Annotated in this window: 14 protein-coding genes and 1 tRNA gene; 9 read left to right on the forward strand and 6 right to left on the reverse strand. The window is 51.0% G+C overall.

Annotated features, from left to right (window positions below; genetic code table 11):
• Positions 1 to 19: 19 nt before the first annotated feature.
• The 5 genes from J2I46_RS09715 (at position 20) to J2I46_RS09735 (ending at position 5,571) form a co-directional block, all read left to right on the forward strand.
• Positions 20 to 253, forward strand: coding sequence for a DUF4834 domain-containing protein (locus J2I46_RS09715; protein WP_207328803.1), 234 nt, complete (start codon positions 20 to 22; stop codon positions 251 to 253).
• A gap of 216 nt (positions 254 to 469) precedes the next feature.
• Positions 470 to 1,237, forward strand: a complete 768-nt coding sequence (bamJ, locus tag J2I46_RS09720; RefSeq protein WP_207328804.1) for a BamJ family beta-barrel-assembly machinery protein — start codon at positions 470 to 472, stop codon at positions 1,235 to 1,237.
• 97 nt (positions 1,238 to 1,334) lie between these two features.
• A complete protein-coding gene (locus J2I46_RS09725) occupies positions 1,335 to 3,431 on the forward strand; it encodes a carboxy terminal-processing peptidase (RefSeq protein WP_207328805.1) in 2,097 nt (698 codons plus the stop codon).
• Between the two features lie 552 nt (positions 3,432 to 3,983).
• Complete coding sequence (locus J2I46_RS09730; protein ID WP_207328806.1) at positions 3,984 to 4,571, forward strand: RNA polymerase sigma factor; 588 nt, start codon at positions 3,984 to 3,986, stop codon at positions 4,569 to 4,571.
• Between the two features lies 1 nt (position 4,572).
• The gene (locus tag J2I46_RS09735; protein ID WP_207328807.1) at positions 4,573 to 5,571 is read left to right on the forward strand and encodes a S1C family serine protease; all 999 of its coding nucleotides are present in this window, start codon (positions 4,573 to 4,575) and stop codon (positions 5,569 to 5,571) included.
• Between the two features lie 384 nt (positions 5,572 to 5,955).
• On the opposite strand, the gene J2I46_RS09740 is transcribed toward J2I46_RS09735, so the two are convergent.
• The 5 genes from J2I46_RS09740 to J2I46_RS09760 all read right to left on the reverse strand — a co-directional run bounded on the left by J2I46_RS09740 (position 5,956) and on the right by J2I46_RS09760 (position 15,592).
• Positions 5,956 to 7,200: an efflux RND transporter periplasmic adaptor subunit gene (locus tag J2I46_RS09740; RefSeq protein ID WP_229379672.1), complete on the reverse strand. Its 1,245-nt coding sequence runs from the start codon at positions 7,198 to 7,200 to the stop codon at positions 5,956 to 5,958.
• Positions 7,201 to 7,208: 8 nt separating this feature from the next.
• The gene (locus tag J2I46_RS09745; RefSeq protein WP_207328808.1) at positions 7,209 to 11,690 is read right to left on the reverse strand and encodes a CusA/CzcA family heavy metal efflux RND transporter; all 4,482 of its coding nucleotides are present in this window, start codon (positions 11,688 to 11,690) and stop codon (positions 7,209 to 7,211) included.
• A 217-nt stretch (positions 11,691 to 11,907) separates the two neighbouring features.
• Entirely contained in the window at positions 11,908 to 12,297 is a 390-nt protein-coding gene (locus J2I46_RS09750) for a hypothetical protein (RefSeq protein ID WP_207328809.1), read from the reverse strand.
• A gap of 144 nt (positions 12,298 to 12,441) precedes the next feature.
• Positions 12,442 to 13,821: a lipopolysaccharide biosynthesis protein gene (locus J2I46_RS09755; RefSeq protein ID WP_207328810.1), complete on the reverse strand. Its 1,380-nt coding sequence runs from the start codon at positions 13,819 to 13,821 to the stop codon at positions 12,442 to 12,444.
• A gap of 580 nt (positions 13,822 to 14,401) precedes the next feature.
• Entirely contained in the window at positions 14,402 to 15,592 is a 1,191-nt protein-coding gene (locus J2I46_RS09760; protein WP_207328811.1) for a dipeptidase, read from the reverse strand.
• A 204-nt stretch (positions 15,593 to 15,796) separates the two neighbouring features.
• Here J2I46_RS09760 and ubiE point away from each other — a divergent pair, with 204 nt between their 5' ends.
• The 4 genes from ubiE (at position 15,797) to J2I46_RS09780 (ending at position 18,665) form a co-directional block, all read left to right on the forward strand.
• Positions 15,797 to 16,540 (forward strand): bifunctional demethylmenaquinone methyltransferase/2-methoxy-6-polyprenyl-1,4-benzoquinol methylase UbiE, encoded by a 744-nt coding sequence (ubiE, locus tag J2I46_RS09765; protein ID WP_207328812.1) that lies wholly within the window; start codon positions 15,797 to 15,799, stop codon positions 16,538 to 16,540.
• Positions 16,468 to 17,223, forward strand: coding sequence for a type IX secretion/gliding motility protein PorT/SprT (gene porT / locus J2I46_RS09770; protein WP_207328813.1), 756 nt, complete (start codon positions 16,468 to 16,470; stop codon positions 17,221 to 17,223). The genes ubiE and porT overlap by 73 nt, the downstream gene beginning before the upstream one ends.
• A 139-nt stretch (positions 17,224 to 17,362) precedes the next feature.
• Positions 17,363 to 17,440: transfer RNA gene (locus tag J2I46_RS09775), tRNA-Val, on the forward strand.
• 112 nt (positions 17,441 to 17,552) lie between these two features.
• Positions 17,553 to 18,665 carry an acyltransferase family protein gene (locus J2I46_RS09780; RefSeq protein ID WP_207328814.1) on the forward strand — a complete coding sequence of 371 codons (1,113 nt, stop codon included), beginning with the start codon at positions 17,553 to 17,555 and terminating at the stop codon, positions 18,663 to 18,665.
• A 79-nt stretch (positions 18,666 to 18,744) separates the two neighbouring features.
• On the opposite strand, the gene J2I46_RS09785 is transcribed toward J2I46_RS09780, so the two are convergent.
• Positions 18,745 to 18,930 (reverse strand): hypothetical protein, encoded by a 186-nt coding sequence (locus tag J2I46_RS09785; RefSeq protein ID WP_207328815.1) that lies wholly within the window; start codon positions 18,928 to 18,930, stop codon positions 18,745 to 18,747.
• Positions 18,931 to 18,947 lie beyond the last annotated feature (17 nt).

Genomic DNA, 18,947 nt, shown 5'->3' on the forward strand with positions numbered 1-18,947 from the left:
AGTCAAACCAACGTCGGTTATGTTATTGAAAGTCCTGCTCGTTTTTACCCTCCTCATTATTTTCGTGCCTCCGGTACGTCGATTTGTGTTCTATCTGCTGGTTGGCCGGCAGTTGGTAAAAGAGCAGCGGCGGGCTACCGAACGTACCCAGCCGTTTCGTGAGGGCGAGACGCGGGTGGCCTCAAACCCAACTCGAAAGGGAGGATCGCCTATGAAAGGCGGTGAGTATGTTGACTACGAAGAAGTGAAATAACCATTTTAAGATAAATTAACGAAGCCCGCGCTACTAAGTGCGGGCTTTTTTGCTGTTTGCTAGTAATCAGTCTATCAGCCACATCCTGTTTGGACAATTAGCTGTCCGGTTGTTATTTTAAGCAGGATATAAGCTGAAATGCAAAACTTTTTAGGGTTATAACCACGTTTTCTGTGTACCAAACCGTTGGTACATTAACCACATACTCTCTTCCTCATGTTTGTTTCCCGTTTTGTTGCCGTCGGCGTTGTGTCGACCCTGTTTGTTGCCAATCATGCTATTGCCCAGGTTAAAAAAACAGGTGCGCCCGTTAAATCGGTAAAAGCTAAATCTGCCCCCGCCGCCGCCCGGAAATCGTTATTTTCGAATAGCCAGGATTCGTTAAGCTATAGTGTAGGCTACAGTGTTGCCCAAAGCATGAAACAGCAGGGTATGACCGATGTCAACACGTCGATCATGGCCAAGGGGATTGAGGATGCACTGAAAGGTCAGCCATTGCAACTAGCCGAGCCACAGATGCAGCAAATCATGATGGCCTATATGCAGAAGCAATATGCCGCCAAGAATGCTGAATCGAGTAAAGCAGCAGAAGGCAACAAAAAAATTGGCGCAACCTTTCTGGCAGAAAATAAATCAAAGCCCGGTGTTCAAACCACGGCCAGCGGTTTACAGTATCTAATAGAGAAGACTGGTACAGGGGCCAAGCCTGTTGCCTCCGACCGGGTAAAAGTGCATTACACCGGCAAGTTGATTGACGGTAAGGTATTTGATAGTTCAGTAGAGCGTGGACCAGCCGAATTTGGCGTAACAGAAGTGATTAAAGGCTGGACTGAAGTGTTACAATTGATGCCCGTTGGCTCGAAATGGAAAGTGTTTATTCCATCAGACATCGCCTACGGTGACCGGGGTGCAGGTACCGATATCGGGCCTGGCTCGACGCTTATTTTTGACATTGAGTTGTTAGACATTGTAAAAACTAATTAGTGAATTGGTGGATTAGTGAACGAGTGACTGCATGGATTGCCAGTAAACAACCAGACGTTGACTCGTTCACTAATCCACTGATTTGCTTATTCTGCCAATGAGAAAATACCTGATTACACTGGTTCCTGTGCTGATGCTGAGTCTTCAGCAAGAATCGCCTACGGCTTCGGCTTCTATTGGTCAGCACTCAACCGTCTGGACTCCCTCGGGCGACGATTTGAAGCCTACTGTTACACAGGAGCGCGTGGAACAGGCTGTTACCCAGTTGTTAACGCGTTATCACTATCGCAAAGTGCGGTTGAGCGATTCGTTATCGGCTGTGGTATGGACAAACTATCTGAAGGAAATGGACCCCAGCAAGGTGTACTTTCTGGCGTCAGATGTAACGTCATTCGAGAAATACAAGAATCAGATCGATGATGCGCTGGTCAACGGTGACCTGACTGCAGCATTCGATATGTACAACGTATTTCGGAAGCGGTTCAATGAGCGGAATGAATTTGTGAAGCAGACACTGAGTAAACCGTTCTCGTTTACCGCCGACGAAAGCTATAACGTGGATCGGGAAAAAGCCCAGTGGCCTAAATCCCTTGATGAGCAAAACGATCTATGGCGTAAAATGCTGAAGAATCAGGCGCTGGAGCTTAAATTGGCTGGTAAGGCTGATACGTCTGTGGCTAGCCTGATGAACAGCCGCTACAAAAACCTGAGCAAAAACCTGGGCCGGATCAAGAGCGAAGATGTGTTTCAGTGGTACATGAATGCTTTTGGCGAAACTCTCGATCCGCATACAAACTATCTGGCTCCCCGTACGGCCGACCGGTTCAATGAGGAGATGAGCGCATCGCTGGAAGGCATTGGTGCTCGGTTGCAGGAAGACGGTGAGTATATCAAGATCACAGATCTGGTGCCTGGTGGTCCGGCGTTCCGCAGTAAACAGTTTACGGCAGGAGACAAGATTATCGGTGTTGCTCAGGGCGAAACAGGACCTGTTGTCAGCGTGATTGGTATGCAGGTTGATGATGCCGTGAAGCTGATCAAAGGCCCGAAAGGAACGGTGGTTCGTCTTCAGATTAAATCGCCATCGGCGTTGGCTACCGACGTACCCAAGGAGATACGGATTGTTCGCGAGAAGATCAAACTGGAAGAAGGTCGTGCTCATAAAGAGGTAATTGATATTACAGAAGAAGGCCACACCTATAAGTTTGGCGTTGTTATACTACCGGTGTTCTACCGTGATTTTGAAGGAGCCCGTCGTCGGGAATCAGATGTGGCCAGTACGACGACTGACGTGAAAAATCTGATCGACTCACTGAAAATGCAGAAAGTTGACGGTATTGTTATTGACTTGCGCGGGAATGGCGGTGGCTCGTTGATTGAGGCTATCAACCTGACTGGATTGTTCATTCCGAAAGGCCCGGTTGTTCAGGTACGTGATTCGGGTGGCGAAACGGAAGTGATGGCTGACAATGATCCATCGGTTACTTACGATGGTCCACTAGCAGTGCTTGTTGATCGATTCAGCGCATCAGCATCTGAGATTTTTGCCGCTGCTATTCAGGATTATCACCGTGGTATCATTGTGGGTGGCCAAACCTTCGGTAAAGGCACCGTGCAGCAACTGATCGATCTGAACAACATGCTGCCCAAAGAGCAGGATAAGGTTGGTCAGGTGAAAATGACCACACAGAAGTTCTACCGGATTAACGGTAGCAGCACGCAGCATAAAGGTGTCACGCCTGATATCCAATTTCCTTCGCGTTACTCGGCCGAAGATTTTGGCGAAAGCTCGCAGCCAAGCGCGCTCCCCTGGGATCAAATTGCGTCAGCTCGGTTCGATGCTACCAACTTCATCACTGATAAGCTGACTGTTAAGCTTCGTGATAAGTATGAGCAACGGTTGAAAACAGACGCTGATCTAAAACGTGAAGCGCAGGCTGTTACTGAGTTCAAGAAAGCAAAAGAGAACACGACAGTATCACTGCAGGAGTCGAAGCGTAAGAAAGAGAAAGAAGACGCCGAGAAGAAAGTGGCTAACATGGAGAAAGCTGCGCCTCAGGAAGGAGCTGAAGCAGCCGATGCGCCTAAGGCTAAGAAAAAGAAAGATACGTACCTGACAGAAGCTGGTCGTGTACTGGCTGATATGATTGCACAAGGCGGTCAGAATAAGACCAAGTTAACGAGCAATAACTAGGTACATTGACATAGAACGAAAAGCCGGAGCCGAAACGCTTCGGCTTTTTTATGAGCGCTTAGCGTAAGGCGTAAGTGATCTGCAACTCATGCAGAATCTATAAAAAAGGCTGATTGTCAGACGTTTAGGGTGTGGTTAAAACGCAAAAAGCCCCTCGGTTGCGAGGGGCTTTTTGTAAGCGGTTAGCGAAAATTATTTCGCTGAGTCTGATGCCATAGTCGTAGACGTCATCGTTGACGACTCAGGAGCCATCATCGTTGTATCAGTAGCCATAGAGCTGCTGTCGCTAGACATAGTCATTGTAGAGTCGGTAGTAGTAGTCGTAGACTCAGTCTTTTTTGATTCACAAGCAGTAGCAAGAGAAACGATAGACAGTACGAACAGAGCTGATTTTGCGAAGCCTTTCATGATTTTATATGTTTAAGTGTTATTGGTTAACTTTCCATACCTTAATACGATAGAGTAAAGAAGGTAACCCACGTTTTTGAAAAATATTTTATCTTTTTTTTGGGTTACCAACTAACCCATTCCGTATTAACTAGTAAGCAGTGTATGAGGGAAACGACACGGTTGCTGTCGACAGATGAAGCCCTGTTGATTGGATTGGCTGAAGGCTCTGACCGGGCGCTTAGTCAGTTATATCGGCAGCATTACCCAATGGTTTCGCAGTTGGTGATCAACAACAGCGGGTCTGCGGATGATGCCCAGGACATTTATCAGGAAACGCTTATTGTGCTTTTTGAGAAAGTGTCGGCGGGGGATTTTGAGTTGAACTGCCAACTAAAAACATTTATATACGCGGTGGCCCGTCGTTTGTGGCTGAAGCAGTTGGCACAACGGGGTCGTTCGCCACTGATTCGGGCCAATCAATTTGATGAGGAACCCGCCGAATCAATTGCCGATGATCTGGCCGATCATCAGCGACGTGATCAGCAATTTGACCAAATGGCCGAATCGCTGGCGAAACTGGGCGAGCCCTGCCGAACATTGCTTGAAGATTTTTACATCCGCCACCTTTCGATGCAGGCCATCACCGAGAAGTTTGGCTATACGAATACTGATAACGCCAAGACGCAGAAGTATAAATGCCTGACGCGGTTGAAGCGATTATTCTTTTCAAGTTATAAAGACACCGAATAGTATGGACGCAGGAGAGAAGGAACCCATCGAAAACATGTTGCAGGCCTACGGGCGGCGGCTTGAATTTCGTGATAAGCTAAAGCGGGTCCATCAGCAGCTTGAAGCCGACTCACTATTGGCGGCACCGGTCGTTGAGCCGCGCGCTCAGGTACGTGCCTGGTGGCAGGCACACCGGTCAACGCTGGCGATTGCCGCCGCTGTAGCCATTATGACTACGTTTGCCACGATTATTCTGTACCGGTCGTATCAGAATAGCCATAAACAGGAGCAGCAATACGGGATGATGATGCGCACGATGGGCGTTATCCAGCAAACGCAGAACAAACTGCTCAATAACCTGAGTGGCCGGGGGCGGGTGTTCCAGCAAAACCCCGGTCAGGTGGCCGGTTCGGGTTTTCTGCTGACGGCCTCTGGCTTTATGGTGACAAATAACCACATCGTCCAGGGCTCCGACTCAGTCTATGTGCAGAGTCAGCAGGGGGTAGTATATAAGGCGCGTATTGTGCATTCAGACCCGCAACATGACCTGGCTATTCTGGCTATTGGGCAGGATACGGCGTTCCATGCATTGCCACCTGTTCCGTACAGCTTCGAAGCGCGTCCATCTGAATTGGGTGAACGCGTATTTACGTTGGGTTATCCGCGTGAAGAGATCGTGTATGGCGAAGGGTATCTAAGTTCCGGCACCGGTTTCCGGGGCGACTCCGCCGCCTATCAGGTAGCCATCAGCGTGAACCCCGGTAACTCGGGCGGGCCATTGCTCGACGAAAAAGGAAACGTGATCGGGATTATTACTGCAAAGCAGATTACGTCGGAAGGCGCAACGTTTGCCGTGAAGACAAGTATTCTGCTCAATGCGCTCCAATCTATTTCGCCCGACTCCCTGAAAGGTGACCCGTTGACACTGAACCGGAAAAACCGCATGGTTCGTTTCTCGCGCAAACAACAGATTAAGCAAATGCAGAACTACGTGTATCAGGTGAAAGTGTTCAAACACTGATACGGTAACGCACGTTAACTAAAAATGGCCATTCCCGCATAGGAATGGCCATTTTTAGTTAACGTGCGTTACCGTATCAGTAGCTGCCCTACAACTCCAAAGGGGTGATGTGTTACTAGAAACGAATGTCTAGCCGATACATAGCCCCATCGGGACGATATGTGAAAGCTAAGTCAAACACCATATCGCCCTGATGGGGCTCAGGCCGTTTTGTGGACCGATTTTTACTATTGACATACCACCCCTACGGGGTTGCTCTATCCATAATTCACATTAATTAAGAGTGATACTGGCAATTTCCTCACTCTGGGCTGCTGGTGCCAGTCGAAGGGCTAAGCGTCAGTAGCTCAGAGTGAAACCAACATACGACGTAGCAAATTGTTGCTACTCTTCTTCGCTGTTGTTCAGTTTACTGAGCAGACTATACCCACCATTTACAACAACTGGCGTTTTACCAGGGTCAATACCGGAGGGAAGGCTCACGGCTACGAAGCCATTTTCACGGGTACCGGTGCGTACTTCAACCTGCCGAAACTGATACACTGCCGGCTGGCCAGCCTTCGATACTAACACATACACGTAGTTTTTGCCACCAAACCCAATCACGGCCGTTTCGGGCAGGGTAGGTACCGACTGTGCTTTCACATCGACCTGCGCTGATACGTACCCGCCGGGAATAAGAGTGGGTTTTATGTCGTTGGGGTGGGCCAGTACCTCAATGGTGCGGTCGGCTGATATGGATTTGCCAATCAGAAAAATGTCTGCTCTATGAATGGGCGAAGCATCGCTTCCCATACCGAACCGGACAGTTTGCCCCAACCTGATCTGATTGATGTCTTTCTCGAAAATATTCAGTCGAACATGCAGGTGATCAACATTGGTGATCTCGACCAGCACGTCGGATGGGTTTACGAAGCGGCCCGTGTTGACAGGTACGTTGGTGATGTAGCCTGTTGTGGGGGCTGGTACCGTAATCGTACGCGTTAGCCGGGCCGGGCTCAGGGTGGCGGGATTAATGCGGAGCATAGCCAGCCGTTGCGCGGCAGCGGCCAGTTGCGCCTGCAAACTCTGCCGGTTAGAGCGGGTTTGCTGGAAAGTTTTGAGCGCGCTTACGTTTTCACGGCTCAGTTCCTCCTGCCGTGCATAATCCAGATCGGCGTATTCCAGTTTGGCTTTCGTTTCCAGATAATCCTGCTGGAGTTGAATGTAATCCGGGTTTTCGAGCACCACCAGCGTCTGACCTTTTCGGATAAGCATCCCCGGCTCAAGGTCAATCTGGCGAATGTATCCGCCAAAAGGTACGGATACCGATACCAGATTGGAGGCGGGTACGTCGATGGCTCCGTTGGCTTTCAAAATTGTGCTGAGAGTTCGGTTAGTCGGTTGGCCCAACTGGATACCAGCCACCGTATACTGCGCTTGCGTCAGTTCAACGCGCACTTCGCCAGAGGCCGAATCAAGCCCTGACTTCGTCGCTGTTGAATCGCTGGCCGAAGCCATTTCTGTCTTGTCAGCTTTGTCGGTGCCCGACTGGCAGGAGGCTAGAACCAGACAAAAAGCCAGCGCCAACGCATGATATGCCGCCTGGTTAGTGATAATGGCTGCGCGTTGCTTTGTTAGAAAGAACATAAGGGCGTTTATGGATTACCAAGTAGGTAGGTGATGTATAGGATCGACTGATTGTATTGATTGAGCAGGTCGAGGTACGACGAGCGGATGGTCAGCGCCTGTTGCAGAGCCAGCGAGAATTCAACGTACCCAATATCGCCGCCCCGAAACGACCGCCGGGCGTTAGTCTGGATCAACTGCGCCTGTGCCAGCCCATTCTGCTCATAGTAGGTTAGTGCGCTTCTATACTGATCATACTGGCTGACAGCCTGTTGAAGTTGCTGATTCAGGGCAAACTGACCTGTTTGCAGCTCGGCCTGTGCCAATTGTTCGCCTATTTTCGCTGCTTCGACGCGCGCTTTTTGCGCCTTGCCCAATAGCGGAAACGTCACCCCCAACTGCCCACCCGTGAAGCGTGAGCCGGGTCCGAAATAGATTTCCTGGCCGTCGATCAACTGGTTGCCGATCAGGGTTTGGGAAAATAAGCCAACCAGAAAGTCGGGCCGAAGGCGGGCTTGCTCAACCAGTCGCGTTTGTTCGGCAACTCGGATCTGCTGCTGTAGCAGACGTACCTGCGGATGCTGATCAGACTGGGCTCCCGGCCGGGTACGTTGTAAACTGTCTGAGAGATAGGGGAGGGTTAGCCTGGGCAGTGCCTGTTCAGCAGCATCGAGTGGATCTGGGCTATAGAGCAACGTTTTCAGCCGCGTTCTTGAGGCAATTAACTCGGCATCCAGTTGCGCCAGACGAACTCGCTGATCGGCTAGCTGGCTTTCGGCGGTCGCTTTTTCCAAACTTCCCGTTTCGCCGGTTTTGAACCGAAGATTGGCCGCCTGAACAAACTCAGCCAGCAGCGTGTCCTGTTGCAGATACAGGCGACGGCGCTGGTGCAGGTAGTTCAGCTCGTAATAAGCGGCTTTCACCTGATATCGAATGTCATTTTGCGTAACAGCTACCGCAGCCTGCCTGCTGGATACCGTCTGATCGTTCAGATCGGCCAGTCGCCGCATCAGAACCGGGTTCGGAATCGTGTGCGAGATAGTCAGGTTGTTATCGAATCGGCGGCTGTTGTATTGGCCCAGCATGGCAGTGGCCGAAAGCCGGCCAGCGTCGTAGGCTGTGCGGCGGAGTGCCTGTTGCTGAGTTACGCCCAAATTGGCAATCTGCAGTTGTGCATTCCGGTTTCCCGCCTGTTGTAGCGCCTGATCGAGCGTTAGGATCTGGGCGGGCGCCACCTGCGCCAAAGCAGATGACAACGTACCCAGCAAAAATAAAAGCGTGATGGTGGCAATGGTGGGTACGTTGCTTTTCTTCAACTGCTTGCCAGCTTCCTCAATGTCCCGTTCCAGTGATTTACGTTCAAAGAGAGAGTACAGAATTGGCAAAATGATCAGGGTAAGGAGTGTGGCTGTGAGCAAACCACCGATCACCACCGTTGCCAGCGGTTTTTGTACTTCGGCCCCCGCCGAATTCGATAAGGCCATTGGAATAAAGCCAAAGGAGGCGACCAACGCCGTCATGACAACTGGCCGCAAACGAATTTCGGCGCCCTGCCGGATAATCTCGGCCATGTCGGTGAGGCCCTCTTCGTGTCGGAGCCGGTTGAATTCGGCGATAAGCACAATGCCATTCAGCACGGCGACGCCAAACAGGGCAATGAAGCCCACACCCGCTGAAATGCTAAACGGCATGCCGCGTAAGACCAGGGCAAATACACCTCCGATGGCGGCTAATGGAATGGCCATAAAGATCATAATACTTTGTCGAGCAGAATTGAAGGTAAAAAAGAGTAGCGCGAAAATCAGGCCCAGCGCAATCGGTACGGCAATGCTGAGCCGTTGCTTAGCGTCGACCAGATTCTGGAATGCCCCGCCGTAAGTGACTGAATAGCCTGCCGGGAGCTTAATTTGCTGATTTACTTTTTGTTGCAGTTCGGCCACAATGCTTTCTACATCACGACCGCGTACGTTGAAACCAACCGTAATCCGCCGCCGGGTCTGGTCGCGCTGAATCTGGTTGGGGGCCTGATCGATGGTTACCTGGGCAATCTGCCCGAGCGGTATCTGTTCGCCTGCCGGTGTTGATATAAACACGTTGCGGATGTCATCAACCGTTTGCCGCTTCTCTTCGGCCAACCGCAGGACCAGATCGAACCGTTTTTCGCCTTCAAACACCAACCCGGCCGATTGCCCCGCAAAGGCTGTATTGATCGTCTGGTTCACATCGGCCACGTTGAGGCCATATTTGGCAATGGCGTTGCGGTCAAGTTTGATCAGAATTTGCGCCAGTCCGGCTACCTGTTCAACGTACAGGTCAGCGGCACCTTCCGTCTTACGAATCAGCCCGCCAACCTGATTCGCCAGGCGTTCCAGTTCGGTGAGGTCTTCGCCGTAGATTTTCAGGGCCACATCCTGCCGGGCACCGGTCATTAATTCATTGAACCGCATCTGTACGGGCTGCTGGAAACCGAACGTCACGCCCGGAACAACCGAAAGCGCGTCGGCCATCTTTTCAGCCAGTTCATCGCGGGTGGTTGCTGATGTCCATTGATCTTTTGGTTTCAGGATCACCATCATATCGGCAGCTTCAATGGGCATTGGGTCGGTTGGAATTTCGCCAGAGCCGATCTTGGCTACTACCTGCTCTACTTCCGGAAACTGCTGTAACAGAATACGTTCGCCTTTCAGCGTAGCATCGACGGTTTCGCTCAGTGAACTGCCGGTAAGCGTGCGCGTGTCGACAGCAAAATCACCTTCGTCGAGTTGGGGGATAAACTCGCCTCCCATTCTGGAAAACGTGAACAAGGCCGCGATCAGTAGCAATACGGCGGCTCCCAAAATCAGCGCCCGATGCTTCAATGAACGAAGCAACACCGGCTCATACACCCGGAAGAGGCGCCGCATCAGCTTATCGGAGAACGATTCTTTATGGGCAACTTTCTTGCTCAGGAATAGCGCCGATACCATGGGCACGTAGGTCAGCGACAGAATGAACGCACCCAGAATGGCGAAGGCAACCGTTAGCGCCATAGGCCGAAACATTTTACCTTCAATGCCCGACAGGGCCAGAATGGGCAGATACACAATCAGAATGATGATTTCCCCAAAGGCAGCCGACGACCGAATTCGACTGGCAGCGCCGAAGACTTCCTCGTCCATTTCGTGTTGGGTGAGTACCTCCGTATCGCCCGTGTCGGATTCGTGACGTTCATTCACCCGCTCGCTTTTGCGTAACCGGAGGTGGTGGAGCGTGGCTTCAACGATAATGACGGCCCCGTCAACGATCAGGCCGAAATCAATGGCACCGAGGCTCATCAGGTTACCCGACACGCCAAAAAGGTTCATCATCGAAATGGCGAACAGCAGCGCCAGCGGAATAACCGAGGCGACAACAAACCCCGCCCGGAAATTACCCAGTAGCAGCACCAGTACAAAAATCACGATGAGCGCCCCTTCCATCAGGTTACGCTCTACCGTACCGATAGCACTGTTAACCATCTTGGTCCGATCCAAGAATGGGCTGATCTCAACACCCTCGGGCAGCGTTTTCTGAATCTCTGCAATCTTTTCTTTGACCCGTTTAATCACCGCCGATGAATTCTCGCCCTTGATCATCATCACCACGGCACCAACGGTTTCGCCTTGCCCATTGCGCGTTACGGCTCCATAGCGAACCGCTGAACCGATGCGAACGGTAGCAATATCACGTACCCGGATTGGCACGCCCGTCATCCTTGAGCCCTGATTGTTTAGTCTGACAACGATGTTGGCAATATCGTCGGGTGAATTAATGAGGCCATCGGAGCGAATGAAGTAGGCATTCGGTTTTTTGTCGATATAGGCTCCGCCAGTGTTCTGGTTATTTTGCTGAAGTGCCCGAAACAGGTCGGCAATTGTAATGCCGACGCTCTTAAGCCGATCAGGGTCAACGGCGATTTCGTACTGTTTGAGTAAACCGCCGAAGCCACTTACATCGGCCACACCGGGCGTACCCAGCAGCCCGCGTCGGATGGTCCAGTCCTGGATGGTGCGCAGGTCAGTGAGGCTATAGTTGGTTTCATACCCTTTTTTGGGCACAACCGTATACTGGAATATCTCGCCCAGGCCGGTTGTTACGGGGGCCATCACGGGGGTGCCAACGCCGGGTGGAATTTCGCTGGCAACGTTCTGAAGCCGCTCGGCAATCTGTTGTCTGGCCCAGTACACGTCGGTAGCATCGGTGAATACAACCGTGACGATTGAAAGACCAAATCGGGAGAAGGAGCGTAACTCCGTCAGATTGGGAATATTTGACAGGCTGACTTCAATCGGAAACGTAACCAGCCGCTCAATGTCTTCGGCAGCGAGCGATGGGCTACTGGTGATGACCTGTACCTGGTTATTGGTTATGTCGGGCACGGCATCGATGGGTAACTGAGTAGCCGACCAGCCGCCCCATCCTATCAGGGCCAGGGTAAAGAGCCCGATGATGAGTTTGTTCTGAATAGAGAACTTAATAATAGCATTCAGCATGGAAAATGCGGTTGAGAATGTGGCGCATAGCAACAGGCGCCACGGCTTAACGGCGCAATTGTGCCGCACCGTTGAGCAAATAAAGTAGAGTCTATGTGGTCACTACAACGCCTTTCGCAAGTGCGCTACTGAACGATACTACCGAAAGCAGTACATCATCAGTGGTCGGTACCGGGAGGAAAGAGAGGGCATAATGCGCCCTGATCGACACGCAGACTTACCGTCGGGGTGGATTAATCAGCGAACGGATCGCGGTGAAGGCATAGAGGTCAGCCTTACGGAAGAAAGTAGCTTTGGCCACATGAATCACTGACAGCGATACCGACGTAAGGTCGAGGCGGAGGGGATTCGGCGTGGAAATCGAGAGCGGTTGCCCGGCTACCGGAAGATTATGATGGTTATGGCTGGGGTGCTTCTGATGATCGGAACTGGCATCGTAATGCATCATCAGGAAGGAGAAAAAACCCAGTGCAGTATCTGTTTGCCGATGCTGCTGGTAATGGTTGGCCAATTCAACCCATTTGACCGACTGGTCGATTCCAAAGCCGGGCAGTAAACTGCTGCCCAGCATTAGATGTACCAGTAAAATGGCCAGAATTGATTTCATGGGGTATTCTTCTTTGTCTGCCTAACGCAAAGTCTGGTTGAAAGTTTCGTTCGGGCAGGGTAGAACGGGCAATTTATACTGGTTCGATATAGAAGCAGTGACGCGCGCCAAACTTATTAATCCGCTGACCAAGAACGACTTTGTTTATTCAGACCAGAGGCCGGTGGCTTTTCGTGATACCAATTTATCAGCCTGAATCGTGCCAAGAACGGTTCCGAGCAAGAGCGAGATAATAGACGCGATCACTACGCCTTTATTCCCAAAGTTAAGCGTTCGGCCCAGATAAACGCAAAGGGGAATGTTGATCAATGCACCTGCCAGCGCCGTAAAAAGTTGCATTTTTACCTTGCCAAAGCCGTTGATCACCGTCACTGTAATGTTGTTCCAGCATGACACCAGCACGAAAATGGCCATCAGCATATTCAGCGACCAGGACGTTTTGAAGGTTGGGCCAAGCCAGATCTGATACACCTTTGTGGAGGCCAGCAGCATGATGCCAATAACCACCAGTATAACCAGCCAGCTTCGTTTTAACCGGGAGTATGACGCTTTGACCCAGGCTAGTTCATTCTTCGCATAGGCCTCCGTAAAAGCAGACCAGAATGGTGAAATAATGACAAAAAAGAACGAATTGATTGCGTTATAGTAGCGGAAAACTACACTGTACTCAGTGACCGACTTTGGGCCAAAGAGTTTGGATATCAGCACGTTGTCGGTGTAAAAAATAATAACGCCTGCCAACTGGATTATAAAAAACTTGAGTCCAAGGCTCATGAGCTTAGACCGCACACTGAAATTGACCGCCTTTAACGAGGGCGCGTAATCGCGAAGCTGGGCCCGGTAATAGTAGATGCTGAAACCAATTAACACAACCACCGGCACAATGGCCGACATGATAGATACTGACAGCAGGTTGTTGTAATGACCAAGGCCTAACCCCCAAATTCCGCCAACCAACCCCAGGTTAATAAAGAGGTAGATCGTATTCGATAAAGCAGTTTTTTGGAGCGCCAGCAACACGTATGACACCGTATCGAGCAGTATTTTCAGGCAGAATCCTACAAGCGTTATCAGTACGAGTAAACTGACGTACGAATTTGTGAGGCGAACATTAAGAATATACTTCCAGTCAACCAGGTAAATAGCTACACAGGCCACGGCAAGCAAGCCCAGTTGTATGACAGCAAAGAGTACGTACGCTGTACTAATGTAGGTACGTCCAATGTCGTGGTCTTCCTGAGCTACAGCTTCGGTAAGGCGGTTGCGAAGGCCGTTACCCAGGCCGATATCGAAGAAGGATGCAAACGTAACCAGCGAGCTGATGGCCGTCCAGATGCCATACTTTTCGTCGTGCAGGAGCCCTAGCGTAATGCGTACCAGGATGAACGATAAAACGATATTTCCTCCTTTCACCAGTACGCTTGCAACCGAATTCTTGAAAGCCTGTCTGCTGCGAGGATGCGCCGTTCGGACGGAAGTGACCCTATCGGTCAGCCATACGGTCAGACTACGGCGTGGATTCATATGATAGTACAGAAGTGAGATAAATTCAATTTAACACAGCAAAAGTAAGGAACCGATACCGGATATTGCCATTCGTCGTTGCAGGCGCCGCCTAAAAGGACCCTGCGGCAACCAGTGTTTGCTCCCCTGTTCGGGGTAGTGCATGCGCTTCTCTAAAATTGAAAGCTGGCCTGCTTAGCTACACTTGTAGACAGGTAACGCTGGTTGATGTCACAAACAACCTGCCAATTTTAGGGGATGTGCTCAAAAAATTATATGAGTAAAAATACGGATATAAAGATTGCCGTTTAGCGACATGCATCGCTGACTAATTTCGATCAGTCAGGGAATGACTAACTGATCGAAATTGGCGTTTGGCGCAGGAACTGCCAACAGATAGATTCGGGCGGCTTTTTGGTGTGGGTGCCCGTAAATGGCGACTGATTCATGGTAAATAGTGGTTGTCAGCTAGTTGGTTGTAGTCACAATAAGGAGAATGAGCAAACCGGCGTAGAGAATGTCCGAAAGTGGGTAGTTTGTTTTTTTACCAGCCTTAATTACTCATACCTGAAAGACAGCACGTATGCTGTTACACGTCTACTTATTGTTTGCTTAGAACCCGAAGCAAGTTGCCCCCCCAGATTTTAGTGATGGCTTTTTTTGAATAGCCACGATTACGAAGCTCGGCTGTTAAATTTTCGATCTGGCTTACGTCTTCAAGACCATTTACGCCGCCGCCACCATCAAAATCAGAGCCAATGCCTACGTGGTCGATACCGGCAACCTGCACAATGTGATCAATGTGATTGACGATGTCGGCCAGACTGGCGCGTTCATTCTTGTATACCTGCTTTACCGAATCGGTTCTGGCCTGTTGCCGTGCTTCCTGCTCGGGTGTAGCCACACGGCCTACACTGGCCATCCTGATTTTGGTCAGTGCCTGGCGGTGTGCCTCCGATGGTTTCCGCAGGTAATCGCTGACGAAATTCACCTGCACAACCCCGCCATTTTTAGCGATGGCCCGAATCATATCGTCGGTCATATTGCGCGGGAAATCGCAAAGGGCACGGCAATTGGAATGCGAGGCAATCACGGGTGTTTTGGTTAGGCTCAACACATCGTAAAACGTTTTATCGGATGTATGTGATATATCGATCATGATTCCGAGCCGGTTCATTTCCGCCACCACCTGCCGACCAAAAGCGCTGAGTCCATTATGAATTGGCCCGTCCGGATCGGTCGATGAATCGCAGATGGCGTTATTGGCGAAGTGGGAGAGGGTAACGTACCTACAGCCCAGATCGTAGTAGGTTTTCACCAGCGACAAGTCTTCGCCGATGGGGTAGCCGTTTTCCATGCCAATGAAAACGGCCCGTTTCCCCGCTTTCTGAATCCGATAGGCATCGGCCGGCGTAGTAGCCAGTTCAGCCATGTCGGGGTATTTCTTCAGGGCATCGTTGATCAACTTGAACTGATTCAGTGCGTTACGCTTGGCTTCGGCGTGGCCTGCGGGTGTACGCGGCCCCTGCGACAGGTAAACGGCGAAGAACATGGCATCCATCGCGCCTGCTTTCATCCGGGGAAAATCGATCTGCGAATTATCCCGCTTCGTATCATGGGCCACACCAATATCGAACCCGGCTTTTTGCAGCATGATGGGCGCATCGGCATGGGTATCGAGCGTGAGAATGCGTTGGTGGAACCGGGCTATCTTTTTGGTGGGCGGGTCTGGAACAAAAGCCAGACAAAGCGACGAAACCAGCACAGAAAGTACGATCGGAGAGCGAGACATGAGGACGACGAGTTAATAAAAAGCAAGTATAGGCAAACCCCTGCAAGCATGTGTCCCCGCTCCCGAAACTTTCCGCCAGAACAGCCGGTTAGCTTTTCAGTTAACAGGTATCCGTTACCGGTTGTCAGCGTTACCCGGGTACGTTCCCCGCAGCGCTGACAACCGGTAACGGATACCTGTTAACCGAAAACTGTTAACTGAAAGATGGCTGTTCTCCCCTACAAAGACAAATCCACCAGCAAGCGTGAGCAGGTGGGCGAGATGTTCGATACCATTGCGCCGAAGTACGATTTCCTGAACCACTTCCTGAGCGCCGGTATCGACATACTATGGCGGAAGAAAGCCATCCGGTTGCTGAAACCCTTTGCGCCCAGGTACATCCTCGATATTGCCACCGGAACGGGCGATCTGGCCCTGGAGGCACTGTCGCTGAAACCCACCAAGATCATTGGCGTTGATATTTCGGAAGGTATGCTGGCCGTTGGTCGGCAGAAGATGAAAGAGCGCGGCGTTGATCAGATCATCGAAATGCGGTCGGGCGATTCGCAGGGTTTGCCTTTCACAGACAATGAATTCGATGCCGCCATCGTTTCGTTTGGGGTACGTAACTTCGAAAACCTGCTGGCCGGCCTGACCGACATGCAGCGGGTGGTTCGTCCGGGGGGAGTCTGTATGGTGCTGGAGTTCTCGAAGCCCCGTACCTTTCCGTTCCGGCAGTTCTACGACGTATACACGGCCCACGTAGTGCCTTTCTTTGGCAAGATGGTCAGCAAAGACACGTCAGCCTACGAATACCTTAACGAATCGATGCGGGCTTTTCCGGATGGCCCCGATTTTATCCGGGTTTTTGAAGAAGCCGGTTTTCGCAATACTAAATGGATTCCACTCTCGTTCGGCATCGCGTCGATATACATTGGTCAAAAGCTGCCCGATTCAACGCAGCCCTGATTATTGGGTTGCTGTTTCTGTCGCAGGTAGCGGCGGCCCAGTCGACCTACAAGTACATCCGTAAGCACAAGGAAGACTATGACGACAAGCTTGTGCACTTCGGCTTTTACTATGCCTTGCCCTTTACGCGCTACAACGTCACCTACAGCCCGGCCTTTCTGAATACGGCTGATCCGACGTTGCGCATTACGTCGCCCAATAACGCGGGTTTCCGGGTTGGGTTTACGTTCAACGCGTTCATGAACGATAATTTCGATTTCCGGTCTAACCCCGGCGTATCGATCTATTCCCGATCAGTGAACTATGCCGTGGCCAGTGGCGACGATAAGTCGGACCTTCGGGAGTCGACCTGGGTTGAACTGCCATTTCTGATCAAGTACAAATCGGCCCGGCGGGTAAACTCCCGTATGTACCTGATTGCGGGGGCATCGGTGGGCATTGAAACGAACGTACGGCGGCGCGAAGCGCTCAGTCAGGGGCGGCTCAATACCAATACCACCGACCTGAGTGTGGAGTATGGCGTTGGGTTCGAGCAGTTCTTTGAGTTCTTCAAATTTGCCCCCGAGCTACGTTTCTCGCACGGTATACCAAATGCATTCAACGGTGGAGCCACGGGTACGTCGAGCGCGGGTATTCAACGATTGACCACGCATACGGTAACGCTCTACCTGAATTTCGAATAGAAAAAATCTTCGGTTGTAACGTACCTGAAAGCCAGTGAATTGTAAAAAAGTTAGACTTTTTTCGGCTCAGAGCTTGCAAAAGGGGCATTCAGACCCCTATCTTTGCATCACCAAAACGGAAAACACCGGCGCGGAAGAAGGGAGTTTAGCTCAGTTGGTTCAGAGCATCTGCCTTACAAGCAGAGGGTCGGGGGTTCGAATCCCTCAACTCCCACCACTGAAAATCAAGCACTTAGCAGATATGTTAAGTGCTTTTTTGTTTTAGCTATAGTTTGAACAACTCCACGCTCAAAACATAATCTAGTGTAGTGCCAAATTCCCTGCTGTTGATGACCAATAACGAATTTGGCACGAAGCCGCATTATCAGATACTGGATGGGCTTCGGGGGGTGGCCGCTCTGATCGTGGTTGTGTTTCATCTTACTGAGCCGCTTGCCAGCAGCCACCTCGATAACATGATCAATCATGGCTACCTGGCCGTTGATTTTTTCTTCCTCCTGTCTGGCTTCGTTATTGGGTATGCCTACGACGACCGATGGGACAAGCTAACCATTGGTGGTTTTCTTCGGCGCCGGTTCGAGCGGTTGCAACCACTCGTTGTTCTGGGTATGACCCTCGGCGCCATCGGGTTTTATTTTACCGACTCAACAATCTGGCCGCTGATTCATACCGTTCCAATATGGAAGATGTTCGTCGTCATGCTGATTGGCTATACACTTATCCCCATACCGCTTTCTATGGATATACGCGGCTGGCAGGAAATGCATCCGCTTAACAGTGTTGGCTGGTCGCTTTTTTTCGAGTACATCGCTAATATTCTGTACGCGCTGGGGTTGCGGAAATTGTCGACTAAAGCCCTGGCCGTTTTTGTGGTACTGGCGGGAGCTGTGCTGCTGCATTTTAGTGTTACGAATCCCAACGGAGACATTGCCGGTGGCTGGACACTCAATTTTGAGCACATGCGCATCGGGATGACGCGCACTTTATTTCCTTTTTTTGCCGGTTTGCTGTTGTCGCGGATAGCGCGGCCTGCCCGGATCAGGCATGCGTTCTTATGGTGCAGCCTGCTGGTGGCGGCTGTGTTGCTGATGCCGAGAATTGGCGGCAAAGATCATCTTTGGCTGAACGGGTTGTACGAAGCGTTCTGCATCATCGTGCTTTTTCCGCTCATTGTCTATATCGGAGCCAGTGGTGTGGTGCGTAGTGAAACGGAGGATAAAATTTGCCGGTTTCTGGGCAACCTTTCTTATCCTCTATACATGACCCACTACGTGCTGGTTTACTTCTACGTGGCGTGGGTCAGCAATAATAAAGGCATCACATTAAAGCAGGCCTGGCCCTACGCGCTGCTTACTTTTTCGGGTGCCATCGTGCTGGCCTATACCAGTCTGAAGCTGTATGATGAACCGGTACGAGCCTGGTTGCGAAACAAGTCGGCGTAGCGAAAGAGATACCGTTTACCAATCCGTTACGAGTCGTGTCGGGCAGTTGGCGCTCAATTACATGCAGGCTTAAAGCCTCTTAACTTTGCTGCAACGCCATTGCCTCTGACAGGTCATCAGACTGTTCCAGATTGAACAGTTCGTTCAGGGCGATGCCCCAGCCGATGAATACAAGCAGCCCGAACGCGAGGAGAGTGGATAGGGGATACAGGCTGACCGTCTGGATCAGCATGTAGGTAATCAGGGCGGGAAATGGATTTCTCATAGCCTCATGAACCGAAC

This window comes from Fibrella forsythiae, from assembly GCF_017353175.1.
GTDB classification, from domain to species: domain Bacteria; phylum Bacteroidota; class Bacteroidia; order Cytophagales; family Spirosomataceae; genus Fibrella; species Fibrella forsythiae.

Excerpts from the sequence above, each read along its gene's own strand:
- J2I46_RS09715 (WP_207328803.1), top strand. The coding sequence starts at position 20 with ATGTTATTGAAAGTCCTGCTCGTTTTTACCCTCCTCATTATTTTCGTG.
- bamJ (WP_207328804.1), top strand. The coding sequence starts at position 470 with ATGTTTGTTTCCCGTTTTGTTGCCGTCGGCGTTGTGTCGACCCTGTTT.
- J2I46_RS09725 (WP_207328805.1), top strand. The coding sequence starts at position 1,335 with ATGAGAAAATACCTGATTACACTGGTTCCTGTGCTGATGCTGAGTCTT.
- J2I46_RS09730 (WP_207328806.1), top strand. The coding sequence starts at position 3,984 with ATGAGGGAAACGACACGGTTGCTGTCGACAGATGAAGCCCTGTTGATT.
- J2I46_RS09735 (WP_207328807.1), top strand. The coding sequence starts at position 4,573 with ATGGACGCAGGAGAGAAGGAACCCATCGAAAACATGTTGCAGGCCTAC.
- J2I46_RS09740 (WP_229379672.1), bottom strand. The coding sequence starts at position 7,200 with ATGTTCTTTCTAACAAAGCAACGCGCAGCCATTATCACTAACCAGGCG.
- J2I46_RS09745 (WP_207328808.1), bottom strand. The coding sequence starts at position 11,690 with ATGCTGAATGCTATTATTAAGTTCTCTATTCAGAACAAACTCATCATC.
- J2I46_RS09750 (WP_207328809.1), bottom strand. The coding sequence starts at position 12,297 with ATGAAATCAATTCTGGCCATTTTACTGGTACATCTAATGCTGGGCAGC.
- J2I46_RS09755 (WP_207328810.1), bottom strand. The coding sequence starts at position 13,821 with ATGAATCCACGCCGTAGTCTGACCGTATGGCTGACCGATAGGGTCACT.
- J2I46_RS09760 (WP_207328811.1), bottom strand. The coding sequence starts at position 15,592 with ATGTCTCGCTCTCCGATCGTACTTTCTGTGCTGGTTTCGTCGCTTTGT.
- ubiE (WP_207328812.1), top strand. The coding sequence starts at position 15,797 with ATGGCTGTTCTCCCCTACAAAGACAAATCCACCAGCAAGCGTGAGCAG.
- porT (WP_207328813.1), top strand. The coding sequence starts at position 16,468 with ATGGATTCCACTCTCGTTCGGCATCGCGTCGATATACATTGGTCAAAA.
- J2I46_RS09780 (WP_207328814.1), top strand. The coding sequence starts at position 17,553 with ATGACCAATAACGAATTTGGCACGAAGCCGCATTATCAGATACTGGAT.
- J2I46_RS09785 (WP_207328815.1), bottom strand. The coding sequence starts at position 18,930 with ATGAGAAATCCATTTCCCGCCCTGATTACCTACATGCTGATCCAGACG.